Below are 23081 nucleotides of genomic sequence, written 5' to 3'. Positions count from 1 at the left end.
AGTTGCTGCGCATGGTTTAGTGCAAGCAGACGGTGGCGGGCGTGGCGCCAAGCGCCATCAAGCATGCAGCCAAGCTGGGCGCCGTCACAAACACCGTTACATGGCGATTGGCTTTTCCGTTTCGTTCTTGTTGCCAGACCTGCCCTCATCGGACGTTTCGGCCTGGACGGCCCGTCCCGCCGACCCAACATAGAAGGCAGGCGGCCAGCCGCTTTCCCCAACAGGCGGGAGGCGGAGGGCGGCGACACGGGAACCGCATCGGGCAGGGTGGATGGCGAGATCGACCGCGGGCGTTAGGACATGGCTCTTCCTGCTGTCCCTGCTCACCTCGGTGCCCCTGGTTCTCTTCGCCGGTTTCGTGACCTACCGCCTGACCGAGTCCGAGCGGGCGGCCACGCTCACGAACCTTGTGCAGCGGACCGATGCGGCGGCCAACGCCGTGCAGCAGCACATCCAGGGATGGTCGACCGTCCTCATGGCCCTGGGGCAGACGGACGAGGCCCTGGGAGGGAACCTCCAGGGCATGTACGAGCATGCCGTACGGATGAGGACGCTCGCGCCCGACGCGGCGTCGATCACGCTCCTCGACCGGACGGGCGCGCAGCTTTTCAATACGCTCCGGCCCTTCGGCGCGGATCTGCCGCCGAGCGCCCAGCCGGACATGGCCGCGCGGGTCCTGGAAACGGGCGAGACGCAGCTGTCCGACGTGTTCCGGGGGGCCGTCACCGACCTGATGACCATTTCCGTCGGCATGCCGGTGCTGCGTGAGGGCGTTCCGGCTTACAGCCTGCACATGAACGTGCCGGTGAAGGTCCTGAACGCCGTCCTCGACGCCCAGAACCTTCCGGAAGGCTGGTACGCGGCGGTGGTGAACCGGCAGGGCACGGTGCTCTCCCGGAACCGGGCGCCCGAGACGGTCGTCGGACGGAAGGCGACGGCGGCCTTCCGGGAGATACTGGCGCGCAGCCAGCGCGGCGTCGTGGACCTGCCGTCGGAGGACGGAACGCCACTGAAACGGGCCTTCGTGAAGATGCCGCCCTGGGACGTCACCGTGATGATCGGCGTTCCGGAAACGATCTATTGGGCGCCCTTCCGCCAGTCCATGGCTCTGGTCGGGGCCGGCGGGGTGGCGCTCGTCACCCTGGGCCTGCTCCTGGCCGCCTGGTTTTCCGGAAGGCTGGCGCGGGACGTCGCCGGCGTGTCCGCGGCGGCGGCGGCGCTCGGCCGTGGCGAGGCGCCGCGCCCCGCCGTGACCGGAATCCGCCAGATCGACGATCTCGGCCGCGCGCTCCTGGACGCCCACGCCCTGCTGCGCTCTCACGACGCGGCGCGCGACGCGGAGCATCGGGCCGCGGTGGACGCCCGGCTGCAGGCCGAGGAGGCGAGCCTTTCCAAGAGCAAGTTCCTCGCCGCGGCGAGCCATGACCTGCGCCAGCCGCTGCAATCGCTGATGCTCTTCGCCAGCGTGCTGCGGACGCACATCCAGGGCGCCAGGGCGCTTCACGCCATGACCCATCTCGAACGCGGGCTCGACGCGCTGAAGGAACTGCTGGACAGCCTTCTGGACGTGTCCCGGCTGGACGCAGGCACGATCGAACCCGCCCTGGAGGATTTTTCCGCCGGCACGCTGGTGGACACGGTCGGGGCCGCCTACAAGGGCATCGCGGAAGCCAAGGGGCTGGCGCTGGAAGTCCGCCTCTGCGACGCCGTCGTCCGCAGCGACCGGACGCTCCTGGCGCGCATGCTGCGCAACCTCGTGGAGAACGCCGTCCGCTACACCGAGGCCGGAACGGTCCGCATCGCCTGCCAGGCGGAGGGAGGACGGCTGCGCATCCTGGTGACCGACACGGGCATTGGCATCCCGTCCGAGCATCTGTCGCGGATCTGGGAGGAGTTTCATCAGGTCGCCAATTCCGAACGCGACCGCAACCAGGGCTTGGGGCTGGGTCTCGCGATCGTGCGGCGGCTCTCCCGGCTCCTCGACCATCCCGTGGAAGTCCGCTCCGAAGCCGGCAAAGGGTCGGAATTCTCCATCGCGGTGCCGCTCGGCAGCATTGCGGCGGAGCCGGTCGGGACGGAGGACCCCTACACGGTGCCACGGCCGGGGCCGCATCGCTTCGCCGTCGTCGTGGACGACGACACGATGGTCCTGCTCGGCCTGACGGCAATCCTGGAAAGCTGGGGATACACCGTCGTCACGGCCACCTCGGCCGAAGCCGCGGTCGAGCGGCTGGCCGGGAGCGGGGAACGGCCGGACATCATCCTGTCCGACTACCGCCTGCCCCATGGCAGCGGCACGCAGACGATCCTACGGATCCGGGACCTCTGCGGCGTCGCGATCCCGGGCATCCTCCTGACCGGCGAAACCGGTCCCGAGGTCGCGCGCGAGGCGGCCGCGAACGGCCTGCATCTCGTCCACAAGCCGGTGACGCCGCGCCAACTCGCCGAAGTCCTGAGCGGAGAATCCGGTACCCGGGATTGAAGATAAAAGTTCAAGGCATCCAAATAAAATTCAGTACTGGATGACCATCTTTGCAAAGAAGTGGTAGGAAACGTGGCCTTAAAGTGTCATTAACCATGGCGGCCTCATGAATGGGTCAGCCAAGCCGGGCACCGACGGAAACGCCGGTTTGAACGCTCCGGCGCCAACCCAGCGAGATGCAAGCCCATGACGATGACCGATCTCACGTCCTTCTCCAACGTCCCGACCGCCCGCATGGCGGCCTCCATCGCCCGCGTGGCGCTGGTCGATGCCGACGAGAGCTACCGGGAGACGCTTGGCCTGACGCTCGCCGAGGAAGGCTATGACGTGCGCTCGTTCGACCACAGCGGCGCCGCCATCGAGTTCCTGGCGAACGGCGGCGAAGCCGACCTCGTCCTGCTGGACTGGAACATGCCCGACGCCGATGTCGCGGCACTGCTGCGCGACGCCCGCTCCCGCGGGATCGGCGCGCCGGTGATCTGCCTCGCCAACGGCGTCCACGACGCGGCCGAGGAAATCGCCCTGGCCAACGGCGCGGTCGATTTCGTCGAGAAGTCGCGCCGCCTGCCGATCCTGCTGCGCCGCATGGCGCTCGCCATCGACGGCACCAAGGGTGCTGCCGGCGAGGTGGAAGCACCCGCCGCACAGGCCGCGCCGGAGACCGTCGTCGAGAGGATGGGCGACCTGGAGCTGCGCATGGACCAGAGCCGCGCCTTCTGGAAGGGCCAGCGCCTGGACCTCACCCTGACCGAGTTCAACATGGTCAAGCTGATGGCGACGCGCCCGGACCAGGATGTCTCCTACCGCGAGATCTACGACCTGGTGCATGGCCCCGGCTTCATGGCCGGCCACGGCGACGCCGGCTACCGCGCCAACGTCCGCGCCTTCATCAAGCGCATCCGCCAGAAGTTCCGCGCCATCGACGCGGAGTTCGACGGCATCGGCAACTACCCGGGCTTCGGCTACCGCTGGAACGGCGCCGCCGGTAGCGTCGCCGTGGAACTCCAGGCCGCCTGAAGCCGTAGGGCAGGGGGGCTTCCTGGTCAGACAAAAGCCCGCCGGCGCAGCGCGCCGGCGGGCTTTTTTTACGCACGCATCGCCTCCGTCCCGGCTCAGCGGTCCGAGCCGGTCATGATGTCGACCCAGACGGCGAGCAGCAGGATGCTGCCCTTCACGATCATTTGCCAGAAGGTCTCCACACCCATCATCGACATGCCGTTGTCGAGGCTCGCCATGACCAGCGCGCCGATCAGCGCGCCATGCACCGTGCCGACGCCGCCGCGCATGGAGGTGCCGCCGATGATGCAGGAAGCGATGGCGTCCAGCTCACCCAGGCTGCCGGCGGACGGCGATCCCGCGGCCAACCGCGCGGTCGTGGTGATGCCGGCCAGCGCCGCCATCATGCCCATGAGGGCGAAGATCAGCATCTTCACCTTGCGGACGTTGACGCCGGACAGGCGGGTGGCCTCCTGGTTGCCGCCGATGGCGTAGATGCGGCGCCCGAAGACGGTGCGGCTCGCCACCACGCTGAACACGCCGAGGATCAGCAGCATGTTCAGCACGGGGATCGGGATGCCGTAATAGGAGTTGAGCATCCACATGAAGCCGGCGATGCCCAACGCGTAGGCCAGGAGCTGCAGGGCCACCTGCCACATGGGCGGAACCGCCAGCTTGTGCAGCCGTCGGCGCGCCCGCGAGCGCAGGGTCACCACGGCGAGGATGACGAACAGCCCGACCGCCAGCGCGTCGCCCACGAGGCGCGGCACGTAGCCCTGGCCGATGAAGACCAGCTCCGGCGAGACGGGGGCCACCGTGGCGCCGTCGGTCATGCCGATCAGGATGCCGCGGAAGGCCAGCAGGCCGGCCAGCCCGACGATGAAGGAGGGCACGCGCAGATAGGCGACCCAGACGCCGTTGAACAGCCCGACCGCCGCCCCCAGCAGCAGCACGATCAGGATGTTCACCGCCACAGGCACCTGGTAGTAGACGTCGAGGATCGCCGCGACGCCCCCCATCAGCCCGAGGAAGGATCCGACCGACAGGTCGATTTCCCCCGACACCATCACGAACACCATGCCCGCGGCCAGCATCGCCGTGATCGCCGTCTGGCGCAGCAGGTTGGAGAAGTTGCGCGGGGTCAGGAAGTCGCCGTCGGTCAGCCAGCCGAACAGCATCCAGATCAGGGCGGTGGCGAGCAGCAGCGCCAGGATCTTGTAGCGGGAAAAGACGTCCCGGATCTTCAGGGGCCGGCGCGGCTTCGCCGCGCCGAGGGCCGCGTTGGCCGTGGTCATGGTGGTTTCCTCCGCCGGGGCGGCCGGCCCTTCAGGCCCGCCGGGCGGCGTCCGTCCGGATCGCCGCCGTCATGATGGTTTCCTGGGTCAGGTTCTCGTTGGCGAAGTCGCCGCGCAGCTCGCCCTCGCCGATGACGATCACCCGGTCGCTGATGCCGAGGATTTCCGGCAGCTCCGACGAGATCATGATGATCGCCATGCCTTCCGCCGCCAGCTCGTGGATCAGCGTGTAGATCTCGTACTTGGCGCCGACATCCACGCCGCGCGTCGGCTCGTCAAGGATCAGCACGCGCGGGCGCGGCAGCAGCATCTTGGACAGCACCGCCTTCTGCTGGTTGCCGCCCGACAAGCTCTTGATCGGCAGCATGGGGCTGGCCGTCTTGATGCGGATGCGCCGCACCGTCTCCTCGACCGTGCGCATCTCGTCGGCCTCGTCGATGAAGCCGCCGCGCACGAAGCGGCTCATCACCGACATGGTGATGTTGTGGCCGACACCCATCAGCGGCACGATGCCCTGGTGCTTGCGATCCTCCGGCACCATGCAGATGCCGTGGCGCACGGCGTCGAGCGGGCTGCGGACGCGGATCGGCTGGCCGTCCAGCAGGATCTCCGCCTCGCAGCGCCCCTGGTAGCTGCCGAACAACACGCTGGCGAGTTCGGTGCGGCCGGCCCCGACCAGCCCGGCGACGCCCAGGATCTCTCCCCGGCGAAGCTGGAAGCTGACGTCGTCCACGCGCTTGCGCGCGGGGTTGTGGACGTCCCAGCAGGTCACGTGGCGTGCCTCGAACACGACTTCGCCGATGGCGTGCGACTGGCGGGGGAAGAGGTTCTGCATCTCGCGCCCGACCATCATGGCGATGATGCGGTCCACCGTCATGTCGGCCATGGGGGCCGAACCCACCAGCGTGCCGTCGCGGATCACCGTCACCGTGTCGCAGACCGCCTGCACCTCGTCCAGCTTGTGGGAGATGTAGACGCAGGCGACGCCGCGCGCCTTCAGCCCGCGGATGATGTCCAGTAGCGTCTCCGTCTCCGTCTTGGACAGGGAGGAGGAGGGCTCGTCCAGGATCAGCAGCTTGGCGTTCTTGTTCAGCGCCTTGGCGATCTCCACCAGCTGCTGGTGGCCGCCGCCGAGCGCGCTGACCGGCAGGGCCACGTTGATGTCCGGCATGTTCAGCTCGCGCATCAGCGCCTCGGCGCGCTGGTACAGCGCCTCGAAGTCGATGAAGCCGCCGGGGCCGGCCGGCTCGCGGCCGAGCATGATGTTCTCGGCGACGGACAGCTGGGGGATCAGCATCAGCTCCTGGTGGATGATGACGATTCCCGCCTCCTCCGTCTCGCGGATCGAGCGCGCCTTCAGCTCCCGGCCTTCCCAGCGGATGGTGCCTTCCCAGGTCCCGTATGGGTAAACCGCCGAGAGCACCTTCATCAGCGTCGATTTGCCGGCGCCGTTCTCGCCGCACAGCCCGACCGCCTCGCCCGGCCTCACCATGAGGTTGATGCCGTCGAGCGCCTTGACGCCGGAGAAATCCTTGACGATCCCCCGCATCTCCAGAAGGTATTCGGACATCTGGGGTTTCCTCCCTCCCGGCCCCCTTATGACCGGGGATCGCGGCCCTGTTCCTTGTCCCCGTGTCCCCCGCGGCGGACCAGCCGCGGGGGACACGCCGTCCCTGTGCCTTCAGGAGGTCACTTCTTGTAGATCTGCGCCTCGGTGAAGAACTGGTCGTCGATCAGGAGCTTGACGTTCTCCTTGGTGATCGGCGTCGGGTCGAGCAGGAGGGAGTCCACCTTCTTCGTGCCGTTGTCGAGCTGGGTCGTGAAGTTCGGCTTCTCGTTCTTGGCGAGCTGCACCGCCATCTTGGCGGCTTCCGACGCGATCAGCTTCAGCGGCTTGTAGACGGTCAGGGTCTGCGTGCCGGCGACGACGCGCTGCACGGCGGCGAGGTCGGCGTCCTGGCCGGACACCGCCACCTTGCCTGCAAGGCCCTGGGCCGCCAGCGCCTGGATGGCGCCGCCCGCGGTGGCGTCGTTGGAGGCGACGATGGCGTCGATCTTGTTGCCGTTGGCGGTCAGCGCGTTCTCGACGATGGACAGGGCCTCGGTCGGGCTCCACTCCTTCACCCACTGGCTGCCGACGACCTTGATGTCGCCCTTGTCCACCAGCGGCTGGAGGACGGACATCTGGCCGTCGCGCAGAAGCTTGGCGTTGTTGTCGGTCGGCGAGCCGCCGAGGAGATAGTAGTTGCCCTTCGGCACCTGGGCGACGACGCCCTTGGCTTGCATGGCGCCGACGCGCTCGTTGTCGAAGGAGATGTAGGCGTCCACGTCGGCGTTCAGGATCAGCCGGTCGTAGGAGACCACCTTGATGCCGGCGCGCTTGGCCTCGGCGATGGTGTTGCCGAGAACCTTCGAATTGAAGGGCACGATGACGATGACGTCCATGCCGCGCGAGATCAGGTTCTCGATCTGCGAGATCTGGCGCTGCTCGTTGGCGTCGGCCGACTGCACGTTGACCGTGGCGCCCAGCGCCTGCGCCGCCGCGACGAAATAGTCGCGGTCGCGCGCCCAGCGCTCGAGCCGCAGGTCATCGATGGAGAAGCCGATCTTCGGGGCTTCCGGCGAGGCCTGCGCGGTCCCGGGCAGGGCGGCGGCGCCGACGAACGTGGCGGCCATCAGGCCCGCCAGCCAATGCTTCAACTTCATTGCATGCCTCCTTGGTGCGTTTCCATGACGGGCGGCCGTCGTGCTCGCGTCACTCGCGGTTCCCGTTGCCGGTGCCCGTCCCGGTCACGCGTCAAGCCGCCACGATTGTTTTTTCATGCCCGTCTTTCGCCACAATAAGCGAATGATGTGCGTACATCAACGGCTTTCATTTTGCGCTGCATAGAGGAGGGCGGCGCAAGCTTTTGCTGCAATGCAGTATTTGGTGCGCCTTGTAAGCAGAAGCTCCTATGTCCATGGCCGGAAGCCATGCCGGTCTCTGTCGAATGGCAGTGCGGCGAAGGTGGCCGCCGCTCCAAGGCGGCTTGCGGCGCCGATCCGTGCAGGCAGGCAAAAGTCCAAGGCTTGGAAGGCTTTTCAGAGGGAGATCGAAGCTTCTTCAACTAGTTGGAAACTCGGGGAGGTGCGTGAGCGGGTGCCTCGATTCGCTGCCGGATGCGGCTCGGCCGAAAAAAGATTTACGTACCTCAGGTTTCTGTCATACTGCCGGAAAGGGAGGAAGCCAGCCGTTGAAGCGCGTTACCGTCCATGATGTCGCGGCCGAAGCCGGGGTCAGCCTGGCGACGGTGGACCGCGTCCTGAACCGGCGTCCCGGCGTGCGGGCGGCGACCGTCGGCCGCGTCATGGACGCGGTGGACCGGCTCGGCTACCAGCGCGACATGTTCGCCGCGAACCTCGCCAAGGGGCGGGACTTCCGCTTCTGCTTCGTGCTGCCGGACAACCACGCCAACACCTTCCTGAAGACGCTCCACGCCGAAGCGCTGGCGAGTGCGGAGCGGCTGGCGCCCCAGCGCACCCTGCTTTCCGTGCTCGAATACCCGGCCTTCAACGAGGCCGGGCTGGCGCGCGTGCTGGAAGGGCTCGACCCCTCCAACTGCATGGGCGCCGCCATCGTGGCGCTCGACACGCCGATGGTGGCGGAGGCGATCAACGCGCTGATCCGCAAGGGCATCGGTGTCGTCACGCTGGTCTCCGACGTGACGCCGGCGCGCGGGCTGCATTCGGTCGGCATCAACAACATGGCGGCGGGGCGGGTCGCGGGATCGCTGATGGGCCGCTTCATCGGCCGGCGGCCGGGTAAGGTGGCGCTCATCGCCGGCTCGCTGGTTCTGCGCGACCATGTGGAGCGGCGGCTCGGATTCGAGCAGACGTTGATGCGCGACTTCCCCGGCCTTCAGATCCTGCCGGTGGAGGAGGGGTTCGACGACAGTGCCGTCACCCCCGCCATCACCGAACGGCTCCTGCGCGACCACCCCGACCTCGTCGGCCTCTACAGCATGGGGGCCGGCAACCGCGGCATCATCCGGGCGCTGGAGGCGAGCGGCCGGGGGAAGGACATCGTGGTGATCGCCCATGAACTCACCAGCCATTCCCGGCGCGCGCTGATCAGCGGCACCTTCGACGCGGTGATCAACCAATGCACCGCGGACGAGGTCCGCTACGCGCTGGACTGCCTGCGGGCGCATTGCGAGGGCAACACCGCCTTTGTCCCCCCCAACGTGCGCATCGACGTCATCTTCCGCGACAACATCCCCTACTGACCCCATCGGCGGTGAAGGCCGGAACCAACCGGGCCGCGCCACCGCCCTTTCCAGGAGGAACGCACCATGAGCAACCGCTTCTTCGAGAACGTGACCCCCATCGCCTATGGCGGGCCGGACAGCGACAACCCGCTGTCCTACCGCTGGTACGACCCCGACCGCGTTGTGCTGGGCAAGCGGATGGAGGAGCATCTGCGCTTCGCCGTCTGCTACTGGCACAGCTTCTGCTGGCCGGGCGGCGACCCCTTCGGCGCCAGCACGCTCGACCGACCCTGGATGGCCGGCGACGAGATGGATGCCGCGCGCCTGAAGGCCGACGTCGCCTTCGAGCTGTTCGAGCTGCTGGGCGTGCCCTTCTTCACCTTCCACGACCGCGACGTGGCGCCGGAGGGGGCGAGCTTCGCCGAATCGATCCGCAACCTCTACGGCATGGCCGAATATTTCGAGACCAAGATGCGGTCGTCGAAGGTCAAGCTGCTGTGGGGCACGGCCAACCTCTTCTCCCACCCCCGCTACATGGCGGGTGCGGCCACCAACCCGGATCCGGACGTCTTCGCCTACGCGGCGGGGACCGTGAAGCACTGCATCGATGTGACGCGCCAGCTCGGCGGCGTGAACTACGTGCTGTGGGGCGGCCGCGAGGGCTACGAGACGCTGCTGAACACCGACATGAAGCGCGAGCTGGACCAGCTTGGCCGCTTCCTGTCGCTGGTGGTCGAGCACAAGCACAAGACCGGCTTCGGCGGCACCATCCTGATCGAGCCGAAGCCGAAGGAGCCGACCAAGCACCAGTACGACTTCGACACCGCCACGGTCTACGCCTTCCTCCAGCGCTATGGGCTGGAGAAGGAGGTGAAGGTCAACATCGAGGCGAACCACGCCACCCTGGCCGGCCACAGCTTCGAGCACGAGATCGCCACCGCCAACGCCTGCGGCCTGCTCGGCTCCATCGACGTCAACCGCGGCGACCCGCTGCTGGGCTGGGACACCGACCAGTTCCCGAACAACGTGCCGGAACTGACGCTGGCGCTCTACCACATCCTCCAGGGCGGCGGGCTCACCACCGGCGGCTTCAACTTCGACGCCAAGATCCGCCGCCAGTCCATCGACCCGGAGGACCTGCTGCACGCCCATGTCGGCGGCATGGACGTCTGCGCCCAGGCCCTGCTGGCCGCCGCCCGCCTGATCGAGAGCGGCGCGCTGCCCCGCCATGTCGAGGAGCGCTACGCCGGCTGGAACCAGCCGGAGGCCGTCGCCATGCTGAACGGCGAACGCTCACTCGACGACATCGCCGCCCGCGTCGAGCGCGAGGGCCTGGATCCGAAGCCGCGTTCCGGCCGGCAGGAGTATCTGGAGAACCTCGTGAACCGGACGCTCTGATCCGCCACGAGAGCCGGCGGGGCCGCGAAACCGGTCCCGCCGCGCGATCCCGAAAGCCTGGGCATGAGACGGCACTTGGACGCCCTGCCTCCCTCCCTGAAGGAGGCCTATCAGAAGACGGACTATGTCGTGCTCGAGGGGCGCCGGGAAGTCGCCGCCATGATCATCGGCGCGAAGTGCCCACCGGTGGACCGGCTGCTGAGGCTGAAGGGGGCAAACCGCGGCGCCTTCGTCACCGCCTGGAATCCCTGGAGCCGGTCGCGCAGCCCGGCCGAGAACGAGCGCGCCAACCGGCGGCTGGAACGGCTGCTGAAAAGGCGGCGGCTGGCCTACCTGCACGGGGAGGGGCGCCCCCTCGAGGGCGCGTGGAAGCCCGAGGCCAGCCTGTTCGTGTTCGGCCTGACATGCCGCGATGCCGGGATCCTGAGCCGCCGCCTGCGGCAGAACGCCGTCGTCTTCATCAGGCGCGGCGGCAAGGCGCGGCTCCTCCCGACCCGCTGAAGCGCCCCCTTCGCCGGGCGGCGTCCGTCATTTCCCTTGCTGCCCCCGATGCGCCTCGCGAAGCGCTGGACAAGCCCCGCGATGCTGGCTGATGCTCGACGGGCGGGCCGGCCGGCGACGGCAACCGGGCCGTGAGAAAACAGGTCGAAAAAGAACCGGGAGGAATCGACATGAAGCTCGCCACCGTGAGGAACGGCCGGCGCGACGGACGGCTCGTCGTCGTTTCGCGCAACCTCGCCTACTGCACCGATGCCTCCTTCCTCGTCCCGACGCTCCAGGCGGCGCTGGACGACTGGGCGCGGATCGCCCCCCACCTCGCCACCCTCGCCGAAAGCCTGGAGCACGGCGCCGTGCCGACGGAGCGCTTCCGCGAGCACGAGGCGCTGAGCCCGCTCCCCCGCGCCTACCAGTGGGCCGACGGCTCGGCCTACGTGAACCATGTCGAGCTGGTGCGCCGCGCGCGTGGCGCCGAGATGCCGGACAGCTTCTGGACCGACCCGCTGATGTACCAGGGCGGCTCCGACAGCTTCCTCGCCCCGCGCGATCCCATCCGCATGGCCGAGGAGAGCTGGGGCATCGACATGGAGGGCGAGATCGCCGTCGTGGTGGACGACGTCCCCATGGGGGCGGGCCGGGAGGAGGCGGGTGCTGCCATCCGCCTGCTGATGCTGGTCAACGACGTCAGCCTGCGCGGCCTCATCCCCGGCGAACTGGGCAAGGGCTTCGGCTTCTTCCAGTCCAAGCCCTCCTCCGCCTTCTCGCCCGTGGCGGTCACGCCGGACGAGCCGGGCGACGCCTGGGACGGCGGGAAGCTCCACCTGCCGCTCTGCGTGGACCTCAATGGCGCGCCCTTCGGCCGGGCCAACGCCGGCGTGGACATGACCTTCGACTTTCCCGCCCTGATCGCCCACGCCGCCCGCACCCGCCCGCTCGCCGCCGGCACGATCATCGGCTCCGGCACGGTGTCCAACAAGCTCGACGGCGGTCCGGGCAAGCCGGTCGGGGAGGGCGGCGCCGGCTATTCCTGCATCGCCGAGCTGCGCACCATCGAGTCCATCCGGGACGGCGCGCCCAAGACCCCCTTCCTGCGCTTCGGCGACACCGTCCGCATCGAAATGAAGGACCGCACGGGCCACACGATCTTCGGCGCCATCGAGCAGACGGTGGAGAAGCACGAGCGGGCGTGAGCCCGGACCGATGCGCGCCCCCCAGGGCATGGGGGCGTGCGTTGGAGCGGTCAGGCGGCGGAGCCGTGTTGCAGCCGTCCAAGCAGGTCCTCGACGCAACGCGCGCCGAGGCCGGTCCCCATCGCCACGTCCATCGGCGCCCTCATCTCCAGAAGCGGGTGCCGGCGGAACAGGAAGGCGCGGGCGTCTTCATCGCTGCCCCACACTTTCCGCGCCACGGCCCAGAGATGCGCCACGCGCGCGAGGAGATCGCTTTCCCGCGCGGTCAGCCGTTCCCCGCGTCGGCGGTCCAGCGCCGGCTTCGGAACGATCCGGTGCCTGAACCCGCCGTCATCGGGCGCGACCAGGGAAGAGAGGCGGTCGAGCGCCGACATGGGCAGCCCCTGCTCGATGGCGCGCGCGAGGCGCATTCCGGAGAGGGGCGCCGGCCCCTCGATGCCCAGCAGGGTGGCGACATCGGACTCGTACGGCATCGTCCTCGCTCCTGTTCACGTGGTGTCCAGAATACATCCGTAACGCGTTGTCGGCGAGCATCGTGCTCCTTACGTCCATGAACCCGACGTGATGGAAGCCGCGCGGGCGTGTTTTCCTCGCCGATGAGCAACACAGACACCGACGCGGCCCGCGCCGCACCACAACCCGCCCCGCCCCCCGCCGCCGGGCAGCCCGTCACCTGGAATCCGTGGATCGTGCGGGCGGCCGTGCTGGCCCTGGCGCTGCTGCTGGTGATCGCCTTCTTCACGCGCTGGGACCTGTGGGTCGGCTCCAACATCGAGCAGACGACGAACGACGCCTACCTCCAGTCGGACACCACGCCCATCGCCGCGCAGGTCTCGGGCGTCGTCCGCGCCGTGCCGGTGGGCGATTTCCAGCGGGTAAAGGCGGGCGACCTGCTGGCGGAGATCGCCGACGCCGACTACCGCGCCCGCGTCGCCCAGGCGGAGGCCGCCCTGAACGCCGCCGCCGCGGCCATCGCGGCGCTCGATAGCCAGAAGCGCACCCAGCAGGCGCTGATCGAGCAGGCGGCGATCAACATCAAGGGGCTGGAGGCCGAGGCTTGGCGCGCCCGGCTGGAGGAGCAGCGCCAGCAGGAACTGACTCACCAGGGACTGGCCGGCACCCAGCAGGCCTTGCAGCAGGCGCAGGCGGCGGCCCAGCGCGCGGAGGCCGCGCTGGAGGCGGGCCGCGCCCAGCTCGAACAGCAGCGGACAGTGCTGGACGGGCTCGGCGCCCAGCGGGAGCAGGGCGAGGCGACCCGGCGGCAGCGCGAGGCCGAGCTGTCGCTCGCCAGCATCAGCCTCGGCTACACGCGGATCACCGCCCCCATGGACGGGGTGGTCGGCCAGCGGCAGGTCCGTCCCGGCCAGTATGTGGCGCCCGGCAACCAGCTCATCACGCTGGTGCCCCTGCCCAGGGTCTGGATCGTCGCGAACTACAAGGAAACCCAGATGACCCGCATCCGGGTTGGCCAGCCCGCGACCATCCGGGTGGACGCCTTTCCCGGCACCGTGCTCCAGGGCCGGGTGGAGGCCTATTCCCCGGCGAGCGGCAGCCAGTTCGCGCTGCTGCCGCCGGAGAACGCGACCGGCAACTTCACGAAGATCGTCCAGCGCATCCCCGTGAAGATCGCCGTGGACGTGCCGAACCCGCTGGAGAACCTGCTGCGGCCGGGCATGTCGGTGGTCGTGACCATCGACACGGCCGACGCCGGGACGCCCGGCGAAGAGGCGCCGGGTACCGCATCCGCCCCCCCCGGGAACGATCAATGAGCGCCGTCGGGCGGGGCTTCCTGCCCAGGATCCGGTTCCGCCGCGCCGCGGCGCCGGTGATCACGCACCATCCCGTCGTCGGCATCCTCGGCGTGCTGCTGGGGGCCATCATCTCCACCCTCACGGCGCGGATCACCGCCTTCGGGCTCGCCGACATCCGGGGCGCCATCGGCGCCGGCTTCGACGAGGGGTCCTGGATCACCACGACCTACACCGTGGCCCAGATGCTGGTGGCACCGGCCGCCGCCTTCCTGGGCGTGGTGTTCGGTCCCCGGCGCGTTCTGCTGGTCTCCTCCCTGACCTACGGCGTGGCCGCGGCGGCGTTGCCGCTCACCGGCACCCTGTCCGGGGTGCTGGCCTGCCAGGCGCTGGCGGGCCTGTCCTCGGGCACCTTCGTGCCGCTGACCATCGGCTTCATCGTCCGCAACCTGCCGCCGCAATATCTCGTCTACGGCATCGCCATCTACGCGATGAACATCGAGCTGTCGCTGAACATTTCGGCCTCAATCGAGGGCTGGATCATCGAGACTCTCAGCTGGCACTGGATTTTCTGGGACACGGCGCTGCTGGCCCCTCTCATGTGGATCTGCGTCTGGTTCGGCATGCCGCGCGAGCCGGTGAACCGCGCCATGCTGAAGGATGCGGACTGGTGGGGCATCCTCTACGCCAGCATCGGATTCGCCCTGCTCTACGCGGCACTCGACCAGGGCAACCGGCTGGACTGGCTGAACTCCGGCCTCGTCACCGGGCTCTTGCTGGCCGGCGGGCTGCTGGTCGCCGCCTTCGTGGTGCAGGAACTGACCTGCCCGAAGCCCTGGATCACCTTCGGCGTCATCTTCCGCGGCAACATCCCGATCCTCTGCCTGCTGCTGATCGTGCTGCGGCTGGTGATGCTGTCCACCGCCTTCCTGATCCCGCAATACCTCATCACCGTCCACAATTACCGGGCGCTCGACGTCGGCGACACGCTGCTGCTGATCGCCCTGCCGCAATTCCTGCTGGCGCCCTTGATCGGCACGCTGCTGCGCTGGGTGGACGCGCGCGTCACCATGGCCATCGGCTTCACGGCGGTGGGGATGGCCTGTTTCCTCGCCTCACACCTGACGGCGGACTGGATCGGCGGGAACTTTCTGGCCTCGCAGATGCTCCAGGCCTTCGGCCAGTCCTTCGCGATGACCTCGCTGATCTTCTTCAACATCAAGAACCTGTCCCCGGCCCACATCCTGACGCTCGGCGCCCTGATGCAGACCATGCGCCTGCTGGGCGGCGAGCTGGGGGCCGCCTTCATGCAGACCTTCGTGCGGGTGCGCGAGCAGTTCCACTCCTTCACGCTCGGCATGAACGTGGAGGCGGGCGACCCCACGACCCTCGGCCGCCTCGCCGGCACCACGGCCCGGCTCGCCGCCCGCTCCGCCGACCACGCCCAGGCCGCGGAACGCGCCACGGCGCTGCTCGGCGGCACCGTGCGCCAGCAGGCCTATGTGCTGGCCTACATCGACGGCTTCGTGGTGATCGGCTGGGTCATCATCGGCGGCCTCGTCCTGATCGCGCTGCTCCGCCCGGCGCCCAAGGCGTGAGCGGGCAGGGCCGGAACGGCCGCAGCGCCGGCATTGTGCAGCTGCACAATGCCGCGACGGCGGCTGCCCCTTCCATGGGCAGAAACGGGTCCTTTTGAACCGGAAAGCGTGACGGAGCCGGGCTTCCGTCCCTGGCACGGCTCTTGCGAACCAGTCTGGTATACAAGACTGGTGCACGGCTTTGACGAACCCGGATCCCAACAGCATCGAAGACGCCGTGATCGCCGCGATCCTGGCCCGCCGCCTGAAGCCCGGCACGCGGCTGGGGGAGGCGAAGCTGGCGGAGGTCTACGGCGTGTCACGGACGCGCGTGCGCGAGGCGATGATGCGGCTGGAGACGCGCGGCATCCTCCAGGTCAGCGCGCGGCGCGGCTGGTTCATCGTGGAGCCCTCGGCGCAGGAGGCGCGCGCCGCCTTCGAGGCGCGGCGGGTGATCGAGGCCGGCATCCTCCAGTCCCTGGCCCGGCCCTCCGACGCGGCGCTGCGCGAGCTGCGCCGCCACGTCGAGGAGGAGCGGTGCGCGGTGCTGGCGGGGGACGCCGGCGCGCGCGCCTGCCTGCTCGGCGATTTTCACATCCACCTGGCCTCGGCCATCGGCAATCCCCTGCTGACGGAGATCCTGCGCGACCTGACCGCGCGCACGACTCTGGTCTCCATGCTCTACCAGTCGGACCTGCACGCCGCGGAGTCGAGCGAGGACCATCACCGCATCCTCGCCCTCGTCGAGGCCGGCGACGTCGCCGGCGCCTCCCGGCTGATGGCCGAACACATCCACCGGGTCGAGGCCGGCCTCGACCTGAGCGCCCGGCCCGACCCCCTGGCCGAGCTTCGCGGCCTGCTGGCTCCCGCCGGAACACCCTGACCCCACCGCTTCCCGACACGCGAAAAGGACCCATTCCATGACGATCTCCATGAAACGCAGAAGCCTCCTCGGCCTCGCCGCGGCGGCCATCCTCGGCGCGGCGCTCGCCGCCCCCACGGCGGCGCGGGCCGACGCGCTCCAGGACATCATGGCGCGCGGCACGCTCCGCGTCGCCGTCCCGCAGGACTTCCCGCCCTTCGGCTCGGTCGGGACGGACATGGCGCCGGTCGGCTACGACATCGACATGGCAAGGCTGCTCGCCCAGAAGCTCGGCGTGAAGGCGGAGATCGTCCCGGTGACGAGCGCCAACCGCATCCCCTACCTCCAGACCAACAAGGTCGATCTGGTGATCTCCAGCCTGGGCAGGAATCCGGACCGCGAGAAGGTCATCGACTTCTCGGTCGCCTACGCTCCCTTCTTCAACGGCGTCTTCGCGCCGGCCGGCACCGCCGTCGCCAAGCCGGAAGACCTCGCGGGCAAGAGCGTCGGCGTCACGCGCGGCGCCATCGAGGATCTGGAGCTGACGAAGATCGCCCCCGCCGGCGCGGACATCAAGCGCTACGAGGACAACAACGGCACCATCTCCGCCTTCCTGTCGGGACAGGTCGAGGTGGTCGCGACCGGCAACGTCGTGGCGGCGGCGATCCTCGCCCGCAACCCGCCCAAGCGCCCGGAGCTGAAGTTCCTGATCAAGAACTCGCCCTGCTACGTCGGGCTGAGCAAGGAGCAGCCGGCGCTGCTGGAGAAGGTGAACGCGATCATCGCCGCCGCCAAGACCGACGGCTCGCTGAACGCCATCTCGAAGAAGTGGCTCGGCGCCGACCTCCCCGCCGACCTCTGACGCCCCAGCCGGGCGGGGCGGACGGCTGCGGCCCTCCGCCCCCCGCGCCGCAGCCGCCGTCCGATGGGAAGGGATGCATGACCTACCAGTTCGACTTTTCGTGGCTCGCCGATTATTGGCCGGTCCTTCTGAAGGGGCTCGCCATTACGGTGGAGCTGACCCTCGTCGGCGCCCTGTTCGGGGTGGCGCTGGGCGTCGCCTGCGCCTGGGCGCGGGCGCTCGGCCCCGGATGGCTCCGTCCGGTCGCCGGCCTCTACGTCGAGCTGATCCGGAACACGCCCTTCCTGATCCAGCTCTTCTTCATCTTCTTCGGCCTGCCCGCCATCGGCCTGCGCATGTCGGAGCTGCAGGCCGCCAACCTCGCCATGATCGTCAATCTCGGCGCCTACAGCGGCGAGATCATCCGCGCCGGCATCCAGGCGACGCCGCGCGGCCAGTTCGAGGCCGGCGTCAGCCTCGCCATGACGCGGTTCGAGACCTTCCGGCACGTGGTGCTGATCCCGTCGCTGCAACGGATCTGGCCGGCCCTGTCCTCGCAGATCGTCATCGTCATGCTGGGCTCCGCCGTCGTGTCGCAGATCGCCGCGGAGGACCTGACCTTCGCCGCCAACTTCATCCAGTCCCGCAACTTCCGCGCCTTCGAGGCCTATTTCGTCTCCACGGGCGTCTATCTGCTGCTGGCGCTTCTCCTGCGCCAGGCCCTGCGCGGCGTCGGCTGGGCGCTCTTCCCCAGGAGGGCCGCGCGATGATGATGGAATTCTCCACCTGGGACATCCTGCGCAACCTCCTGCTCGCGGCGCGCTGGACCATCCTTCTGTCGCTGGTCTCCTTCCTGGGCGGCGGCATCCTCGGCGTGGCGCTGCTCTTCCTGCGGATCGGGCGCGCCCGCGCGGGCCGGATCTTCGCCAGGGGCTACATCGAGCTGTTCCAGGGCACGCCGCTGCTGATGCAGCTCTTCCTCGCCTTCTTCGGCCTCGGCCTTTTCGGCGTCGACGTGCCGGCCTGGCTCGCCGCCGGGCTGGCGCTGGTCCTGTGGACGGCCTCCTTCCTGGCGGAGATCTGGCGCGGCTGCGTGGAGTCCGTCGCGAAGGGGCAGTGGGAGGCCTCGGCCAGCCTCGGCATGGGCTATGTCCAGCAGATGCGCCACGTGATCCTGCCCCAGGCCCTGCGGGTGGCGGTGCCGCCCACCGTCGGCTTCTCGGTCCAGGTGGTGAAGGGCACGGCGCTCACCTCGATCATCGGTTTCGTCGAGCTGTCCAAGGCCGGCACGGTCGTGACCAACGCCACCTTCCAGCCCTTCACGGTCTACGGCCTCGTCGCGCTGATCTATTTCGCACTCTGCTGGCCCCTGTCCAGGAGCAGCCAGATTCTGGAAAGGAAGCTCAATGCCGCTCATCGCCATCACTGAGGTGAAGAAGCGCTTCGGCGAGGTCGAGGTGCTGAAGGGCATCAACCTCGACGTCGCGCCCGGCGAGGTCATCGCCATCATCGGCCGCAGCGGCTCGGGCAAGAGCACGCTGCTCCGCTGCATCAACGGGCTGGAGACGATCGATGACGGCTCGATCCTCGTCGCGGGCGCGCATGTCCTGCCCGACGACCTGCACCTGAAGGCGCTGCGGCTGAAGGTCGGCATGATCTTCCAGCAGTTCAACCTGTTCCCGCACCTGTCCGCCGGGCGCAATGTCATGCTGTCGCAGATGGTCGTCAAGAAGACGCCCAAGGACGAGGCGGAGGCGATGGCACGGCGCATGCTCGACCGCGTCGGGCTCGGCCACAAGTTCGACGCCTTCCCCGACCAGCTTTCCGGCGGGCAGCAGCAGCGCGTCGCCATCGCGCGGGCGCTGGCGATGCAGCCGATCGCGCTCCTCTGCGACGAAATCACCTCGGCGCTCGACCCGGAACTCGTGAACGAGGTGCTCGCCGTCGTGAAGGAACTGGCCGCCGACGGCATGACCCTGCTGATGGTGACGCACGAGATGCGCTTCGCGCGCGACGTCTGCAGCCGGCTCGTCTTCATGCACCAGGGGCGCATCCACGAGGCCGGTCCGCCGGAGGACCTGTTCGCCAGCCCGCGCACCCCGGAACTCCAGCAGTTCCTGGGCGCGCAGCTTTAGGGGAGGCACCGGCTCGGCACCGATCGATCGGCGGGATCGATCGATAGCACCGACACAATGCGTTGGATCGAACGGAGGGTAGGGCACAGCTTGTGGCCATCAGCGATGGAGGCCACGCATGCCCAGCCGTTCTCCCCTTCCAACCGTTCCGGACGTCCGTCCCCTCGGTGCCCATCCCGGCGTGGATCGCCTGCGCTCCCTCCTGCCGGGGCTGCTGCTCTGCGGCGGCGTCACGCTGCTCGCCTTCGGGGTCCAGCGTCTTGAGGAGGCGGTCTTCGGCCGGACCTGGCTGGAGCCGCTGGTGCTGGCGATCCTGTTCGGGACCACGCTGCGCACGGCCTGGTCGCCCGGCCCCCGCTGGGAGCCCGGCATCGGTTTCGGGGGGAAGACCCTGCTGGAGGTCGCGGTGATGCTGCTGGGGGCGTCCTTTAGCGCCGGGGCGGTGCTGGCGGCCGGTCCGCTCCTGCTGCTGGGAATCGCCGGGGTCGTGGCGCTGGCGATCCCCACGGGCTACGGGATCGGGCGGCTTCTCGGCCTGCCGCACCGGCTGGCGATCCTCGTGGCGGGCGGGAACGCCATCTGCGGCAACTCCGCCATCGCGGCCATCGCGCCGGCCATCGACGCCCATGGCGAGGAGGTCGCGGCCTCCATCGCCTTCACCGCCGTGCTCGGGGTGCTGGTCGTGCTGGGTCTGCCGCTGGCCGTTCCGGCGCTGGGGCTCAGCGACCTGCAATACGGCCTGTTCGCCGGGCTGACCGTCTACGCGGTGCCGCAGGTGGTGGCCGCGACGGCGCCGGTCTCGGCGCTCAGCGTCCAGGTCGGCACGCTGGTGAAGCTCGTGCGCGTGCTCACCCTGGCGCCCGCCGTGCTTCTGCTGTCCCGCTTCGGCGGTCGGGACGAGCCGGCGAAGGGGCGCCTTGCCGCGCACCACGCCGTTCCTTGGTTCATACTGGGCTTCCTCGGCCTTGCGGGGCTGCGGACGGCCGGGCTTATCCCGGAGGCCGCCCTGGCACCGCTCGCCGCGGCGGCCGACGCCTTCACCGTCCTGTCGATGGCGGCGCTCGGGCTCGGCGTCGATGTCCGGGTGGTGGCGCGGGCAGGGGGACGGGTCACGGCGGCGGCCGTCCTGTCGCTGCTGGCGCTCGGCGCCCTCAGCCTCGGGCTGATCCGGCTGCTCGGCATCCTGTAGGCGCGGCGGGGGCGAAAGGGGCTACACTCGTCAAACCCGTACCGTGCGGATGGAAGGAATGGCCGTGTCATGACGCTGGAACAGCTTCGGATCTTCGTCGCGGTCGCGGAGCGCGAGCATGTCACCAGGGCCGCCCGCGACATCAACCTGACCCAGTCGGCGACCAGTTCGGCGATCGCCGCCCTGGAATCCCGCTACGCGACGAAGCTGTTCAACCGCGTCGGCCGTCGCATCGAGCTGACGGAAGCCGGGCGGCTGTTCCTGCCGGAGGCGCGCGCCGTCCTGGCCCGCGCGGCGGCGGCCGAGCGCGTGCTGGCCGACCTCGCCGGGCTGAGGAAGGGCAGCCTCGCGCTCGCCGCCAGCCAGACCATCGCGAACTACTGGCTGCCGCCGCTGATGCGCCGTTTCCAGGATCTCTATCCCGGCATCGCGCTCAGCCTTTCCATCGGCAACAGCGAAAGGGTGGCCAACTGGACTCGCGAGGGCATCGCGGAACTGGGCTTCGTCGAAGGGGAGGCCGATGACCCGGCCCTCGCCGCCCGCCCGGTCGCGGAGGATGAACTGGTGCTGGTGGTCGGTCCGGATCATCCCTGGGCCAAGCCCGCGCGGGACGGCCAGTCTCCGGCGGATCTCGGCGCGCTCACCGATCTGCGCTGGGTCCTGCGCGAAGCCGGCTCGGGAACGCGGGCCATGTTCGAGGCGGCCCTGCGGGACGCCGGCCTGGCACCCGCTGCCCTCGACGTCGCGCTGGAACTGCCGTCGAACGAGGCCGTCCGCGCCGCCGTGGAGGCCGGGGCGGGCGCCACCGTGATCTCCCGTTTGGTCGTCGCCTCGGCCCTGCGTGCCGGCACGCTGGTGCGGATCCCGCTGTCCCTGCCGAAGCGGCGCTTCCTGGTCCTGCGCCATAGGGAAAGGCACGAAACGCGGGCCGAGCGCGCGATGCTGGCGCTGCTGGAGGGCGGGCCGGATGATCCCGCCGCAGGCGCGTAGCGCCCGCCCGCCGATCCGGGTCGTACGTCATACAAACGAAACGTGACATATCCGGAGAGGCACATTAATTTTGCACCGTTCGCAGTCGATGGCGGACGCTATGTGCTCGGCCCGCCGCTTTCCTCGCGGAAAGCGGCGGGCTTTTCTCTTTCCGGTGTTCGGATTGGAGAAGGTGGAGCATTCTCCACGCAGAAGGCCGTTGCCAAAGGCACCCTGTTTCCGGCATTTATTGCATATTATAGTATGCCGCCTCCCCATCCGGGCCGAGGCGGCCGGGACGGCATGGGACGGCGGGCAGATGGCACGAGGCAAGCGCGTGGACAGCATGGAAGCGGGTGGCGAGGCACAAGGCCCCGACGCGGTGGACATCCATGTGGGCAAGCGGGTCCGGCACCGCCGCACGCTGATGGGCATCACCCAGACCCAGCTCGGCCAGTCGGTCGGACTGACCTTCCAGCAGATCCAGAAATATGAGAAGGGCGCCAACCGGGTTTCGGCCTCGAAGCTCTGGGAGTTCGGCCGCGCGCTCGACGTGCCGGTGTCCTTCTTCTTCGACGACATGCCGGACGGCCTGCGCGGGCGCGGCGGCCTCGCCCCGGACCGGGCGGATTCGGCGCCCGCCGACGACCGCGAGCCCGACCTCATGGTCAAGCGCGAGACGCTGGAACTGATGAAGGCCTATCACCGGATCGCCGACCCGCTCCTGCGCAAACGCCTCCACGACACCTTCGAGGCCATCGCGAAGGCCTGCTCCGGCACCAAGGCCGAGAAGCCCGATGAACAGGCAATCGATCCGGACGCGGAATGACTGCCGGGCCGTTTCGCGGGCGGATCACGATTCGTTGAGCCGCCGGCCCGCCCACCCCGGCCTTCCTTGCGCGCCGGACGGGCAGGGCGCAGAATCCATTGCCGCCGGCTGACGGCGGGTTACTCCGTCCCGCAGGACGGGTTGATGGAAGGGTGGGAGACGGACATGCAAGACACGCCGCGCGTCTGGGGACGGGTCAATTCCGTCAACGTGCAGAAGGTGCTGTGGTGCTGCGACGAACTGGGCGTTCCGTTCGAGCGCATCGACGCCGGCCTGCAGTTCGGAAAGCTCGACACGCCGGAATTCCGCGCCCTGAACCCCAACGGGCGCATTCCCACGCTGGTCGACGGCGATGTTGTGATGTGGGAATCCAACGCCATCATGCGCTACCTCGCCCTGCGGCAGGCGGAGACCGACACGCAGGGGCCGAGCCGTTCGCTCTACCCGCAAGCGGCCGCGGCGCGGGCGCGGGTGGAGCGCTGGCTCGACTGGGTGCTTTCGACGCTGGGGCCGGCGGAGCGGGCCATGTTCCACGGCATGATCCGCACGGCCCCCGAGAAGCGCGACATGGCGGCGATCCAGGCTTCGGCCAAGGCGAGCGGCGATCTCTGGCGCCTTCTGGACGATCATCTCGCCCAGGGCGGCCCCTTCGTCGAGGGCGACACATTCACGCTGGCGGACATCGCGCTGGGCGGCTACGCGCGGCGTTGGTACGGCGTGGAGGTGGAGGGCCGCCCGGATCTCCAGCACCTCTCCGCATGGTACGGCCGCGTGGCGGAGCGCCCCGGCTTCGCGCGGCACGTCGCGCCGCCGCTGACCTGATCC

The 23081-nt window shown here is 69.1% G+C and carries 21 protein-coding genes; 17 read left to right on the top strand and 4 right to left on the bottom strand.

Translation table 11 applies throughout. The annotated features are described in order from the left end of the window. Positions 1-271: 271 nt before the first annotated feature. Both JUB11_RS32770 and JUB11_RS14655 read left to right on the top strand, forming a co-directional pair. Entirely contained in the window at positions 272-2482 is a 2211-nt protein-coding gene (locus JUB11_RS32770) for an ATP-binding protein (RefSeq protein WP_247887060.1), read from the top strand. A gap of 186 nt (positions 2483-2668) precedes the next feature. After that, positions 2669-3499, top strand: coding sequence for a response regulator transcription factor (locus JUB11_RS14655; RefSeq protein ID WP_207459295.1), 831 nt, complete (start codon positions 2669-2671; stop codon positions 3497-3499). Positions 3500-3594: 95 nt separating this feature from the next. On the opposite strand, the gene JUB11_RS14650 is transcribed toward JUB11_RS14655, so the two are convergent. From JUB11_RS14650 to xylF, 3 genes are all read right to left on the bottom strand, one after another. Continuing rightward, positions 3595-4773, bottom strand: coding sequence for a sugar ABC transporter permease (locus JUB11_RS14650; RefSeq protein WP_207459294.1), 1179 nt, complete (start codon positions 4771-4773; stop codon positions 3595-3597). A 31-nt stretch (positions 4774-4804) separates the two neighbouring features. Next, entirely contained in the window at positions 4805-6343 is a 1539-nt protein-coding gene (locus JUB11_RS14645) for a xylose ABC transporter ATP-binding protein (RefSeq protein WP_207459293.1), read from the bottom strand. 119 nt (positions 6344-6462) lie between these two features. Next, positions 6463-7479 carry a D-xylose ABC transporter substrate-binding protein gene (gene xylF, locus JUB11_RS14640; protein WP_207459292.1) on the bottom strand — a complete coding sequence of 339 codons (1017 nt, stop codon included), beginning with the start codon at positions 7477-7479 and terminating at the stop codon, positions 6463-6465. A 527-nt stretch (positions 7480-8006) separates the two neighbouring features. Between xylF and JUB11_RS14635 the strand changes: the two genes are divergently transcribed. The 4 genes from JUB11_RS14635 to JUB11_RS14620 all read left to right on the top strand — a co-directional run bounded on the left by JUB11_RS14635 (position 8007) and on the right by JUB11_RS14620 (position 12106). Next, positions 8007-9038 (top strand): LacI family DNA-binding transcriptional regulator, encoded by a 1032-nt coding sequence (locus tag JUB11_RS14635; protein ID WP_207459291.1) that lies wholly within the window; start codon positions 8007-8009, stop codon positions 9036-9038. Between the two features lie 66 nt (positions 9039-9104). Next, the gene (gene xylA / locus JUB11_RS14630; RefSeq protein ID WP_207459290.1) at positions 9105-10418 is read left to right on the top strand and encodes a xylose isomerase; all 1314 of its coding nucleotides are present in this window, start codon (positions 9105-9107) and stop codon (positions 10416-10418) included. Between the two features lie 63 nt (positions 10419-10481). Beyond that, the gene (locus JUB11_RS14625) at positions 10482-10919 is read left to right on the top strand and encodes a DUF3293 domain-containing protein (RefSeq protein WP_207459289.1); all 438 of its coding nucleotides are present in this window, start codon (positions 10482-10484) and stop codon (positions 10917-10919) included. A 170-nt stretch (positions 10920-11089) separates the two neighbouring features. Next, the gene (locus JUB11_RS14620; RefSeq protein ID WP_207459288.1) at positions 11090-12106 is read left to right on the top strand and encodes a fumarylacetoacetate hydrolase family protein; all 1017 of its coding nucleotides are present in this window, start codon (positions 11090-11092) and stop codon (positions 12104-12106) included. 50 nt (positions 12107-12156) lie between these two features. Here JUB11_RS14620 and JUB11_RS14615 read toward each other — a convergent pair whose 3' ends face one another. Then, positions 12157-12579 carry an antitoxin Xre/MbcA/ParS toxin-binding domain-containing protein gene (locus JUB11_RS14615; protein ID WP_207459287.1) on the bottom strand — a complete coding sequence of 141 codons (423 nt, stop codon included), beginning with the start codon at positions 12577-12579 and terminating at the stop codon, positions 12157-12159. Between the two features lie 123 nt (positions 12580-12702). Here JUB11_RS14615 and JUB11_RS14610 point away from each other — a divergent pair, with 123 nt between their 5' ends. From JUB11_RS14610 to JUB11_RS14560, 11 genes are all read left to right on the top strand, one after another. Further along, on the top strand, positions 12703-13875 hold the full coding sequence (locus tag JUB11_RS14610) for an HlyD family secretion protein (RefSeq protein ID WP_211112530.1): 1173 nt from the start codon (positions 12703-12705) through the stop codon (positions 13873-13875). Continuing rightward, entirely contained in the window at positions 13872-15452 is a 1581-nt protein-coding gene (locus tag JUB11_RS14605; protein WP_207459286.1) for an MFS transporter, read from the top strand. The genes JUB11_RS14610 and JUB11_RS14605 overlap by 4 nt, the downstream gene beginning before the upstream one ends. Positions 15453-15633: 181 nt before the next feature. Beyond that, complete coding sequence (locus JUB11_RS14600; protein WP_207459285.1) at positions 15634-16314, top strand: GntR family transcriptional regulator; 681 nt, start codon at positions 15634-15636, stop codon at positions 16312-16314. Between the two features lie 49 nt (positions 16315-16363). Continuing rightward, entirely contained in the window at positions 16364-17155 is a 792-nt protein-coding gene (locus JUB11_RS14595) for a transporter substrate-binding domain-containing protein (protein ID WP_207459284.1), read from the top strand. 77 nt (positions 17156-17232) lie between these two features. Further along, positions 17233-17904, top strand: coding sequence for an amino acid ABC transporter permease (locus JUB11_RS14590; protein ID WP_207459283.1), 672 nt, complete (start codon positions 17233-17235; stop codon positions 17902-17904). After that, positions 17904-18563 (top strand): amino acid ABC transporter permease, encoded by a 660-nt coding sequence (locus JUB11_RS14585; RefSeq protein ID WP_207459313.1) that lies wholly within the window; start codon positions 17904-17906, stop codon positions 18561-18563. Before JUB11_RS14590 ends, JUB11_RS14585 begins: the two co-directional genes overlap by 1 nt. After that, the gene (locus JUB11_RS14580) at positions 18541-19269 is read left to right on the top strand and encodes an amino acid ABC transporter ATP-binding protein (protein WP_207459282.1); all 729 of its coding nucleotides are present in this window, start codon (positions 18541-18543) and stop codon (positions 19267-19269) included. Before JUB11_RS14585 ends, JUB11_RS14580 begins: the two co-directional genes overlap by 23 nt. 118 nt (positions 19270-19387) lie before the next feature. Then, complete coding sequence (locus JUB11_RS14575; RefSeq protein ID WP_207459281.1) at positions 19388-20458, top strand: putative sulfate exporter family transporter; 1071 nt, start codon at positions 19388-19390, stop codon at positions 20456-20458. A 69-nt stretch (positions 20459-20527) separates the two neighbouring features. Continuing rightward, positions 20528-21448, top strand: coding sequence for a LysR family transcriptional regulator (locus JUB11_RS14570; RefSeq protein ID WP_207459280.1), 921 nt, complete (start codon positions 20528-20530; stop codon positions 21446-21448). Between the two features lie 298 nt (positions 21449-21746). Continuing rightward, a complete protein-coding gene (locus JUB11_RS14565; RefSeq protein ID WP_247887059.1) occupies positions 21747-22256 on the top strand; it encodes a helix-turn-helix transcriptional regulator in 510 nt (169 codons plus the stop codon). 165 nt (positions 22257-22421) lie between these two features. After that, on the top strand, positions 22422-23078 hold the full coding sequence (locus JUB11_RS14560; protein WP_207459279.1) for a glutathione S-transferase: 657 nt from the start codon (positions 22422-22424) through the stop codon (positions 23076-23078). Positions 23079-23081 lie beyond the last annotated feature (3 nt).

Source organism: Azospirillum sp. SYSU D00513 (assembly GCF_017356015.1).
Lineage (GTDB): Bacteria > Pseudomonadota > Alphaproteobacteria > Azospirillales > Azospirillaceae > Azospirillum.
Note: the sequence above shows the minus strand (reverse complement) of the source record. Positions and strands in the feature narration are given on the sequence as shown.